This window comes from Tabrizicola sp. (assembly GCF_036781545.1).
Lineage (GTDB): Bacteria > Pseudomonadota > Alphaproteobacteria > Rhodobacterales > Rhodobacteraceae > Tabrizicola.
In genome coordinates, this window is sequence record NZ_DAIQAT010000180.1 from 5131 (window position 1) to 6609 (window position 1479).

Consider the following 1479-nt stretch of genomic DNA (forward strand, 5'->3'; position numbering starts at 1 on the left):
GCCATCGTGCCGTCGTCGTTCATCACCTCGCAGATCACGCCCGACGGGTTCAGCCCCGCCAGCCGCGACACGTCCACCGCCGCCTCGGTATGGCCCGCGCGAACCAGCACGCCCCCGTCCCGCGCCCTGAGCGGGAAGATATGGCCGGGGCTGGCGATATCCGCGGCCCCCTTCGCCGGGTCGGTCGCCACCGCCACCGTCCGTGCCCGGTCCGCCGCCGAGATGCCCGTGGCGATCCCTTCCACCGCCTCGATCGACAGGGTGAAGGCCGAGGAATGGCGCGAGGAGTTCTTCCGCTCCATCAGCTGCAATCCCAGCTGGTCGACCCGCTCCGCGGTCAGCGCCAGACAGATCAGGCCCCGGCCATGCGTGGCCATGAAGGTGATCGCGTTCGGCGTGCACATCTGCGCCGGGATCACCAGGTCGCCCTCGTTCTCGCGGTCCTCGTGGTCGACCAGGATGAACATGCGCCCGTTGCGGGCATCCTCGATGATGTCCTCGGTCGAGGAGATGGCGTCGGAATAGTCGGACATGGGGGTGGCCTCGCAAGCTCTCTCGCGTTCCTGTATCGCGGGCCGGACGCAAAGGCCAGAGGGTGGGCAGTGCAGAGCCGCTGTGCGAGAAGGCAGGCCGGTCCGGAGTTTTCGAAAACTCCGGACCGGAGCCTTCAAAGGCTCCGCTGCGATTTCTTCGAAGAAATCGTACCTCTCACATCCGCGCCGACAGCACCGCGAGGCAGGCCACCTCGGCCAGCTGCTGCGCGGCCCCCAGGATATCCCCGGTCTGCCCGCCGATCCGCCGCAGGGCCGAAAAGGCCAGCGCCACCGTCACCGCCAGCGCGGCGAAGACCAGCGGCACCGCCGTCCAGCCGGTCAACACCCCGGCAATCGCGACCGCCAGCCCCAGCCCGACCAGCGCCACCAGCGGACCGGGGCGCCCGGTCGCATGGCTCAGCCCCTCGCCACGGGCGTTGGGCAGAAGCGCCATCATCAGCGCCATCGGCGCGCGCGACAGCGCCCCGGCGGCCACCAGCGCCGCCCAGAAGCCATGCGTCGGCCCGCCATACACCAGCACCGCCGTCAGCGCCGACCAGCGCGCGAGCGTCACCAGCACCAGGGCCAGCACTCCGAAGCTGCCGACCCGGCTGTCCTTCATGATCTCCAGCCGTCTTTCCCGCGTCCAGCCGCCGTAAAGCCCGTCCGCCGTGTCCGAAAGCCCGTCCTCGTGCAGCCCCCCGGTCAGCATGGCGCCGAATGCCAGCACCAGCGCCGCCGTCACGCCCGGCGTCACCCCCAGCCACAAGGCCGCGCTTGCCAGTGCCGCCCCCAGCGCGCCCAGCACCGCCCCGACCAGGGGCCAGGCCCAGGCCGATGCCGCGCCCGCGCCCCGGTGGTTCGGCAGCGGCAGCCGCGAAAGCAGCGCGAAGCCCGACAGAAGGTCGGAGGGAAGCCGATATGCGATGTCGCGGAATGAAGGCAA

General features: G+C 70.8%; 2 protein-coding genes. Both read right to left on the bottom strand.

Translation table 11 applies throughout. From position 1 onward, the window contains the following. Positions 1-533, bottom strand: a 533-nt coding sequence (ribB, locus tag V7Q39_RS18265) for a 3,4-dihydroxy-2-butanone-4-phosphate synthase (RefSeq protein WP_333818039.1), incomplete at its 3' end; no start/stop codon positions are given. A 175-nt stretch (positions 534-708) separates the two neighbouring features. Then, complete coding sequence (locus V7Q39_RS18270) at positions 709-1479, bottom strand: adenosylcobinamide-GDP ribazoletransferase (RefSeq protein ID WP_333818038.1); 771 nt, start codon at positions 1477-1479, stop codon at positions 709-711.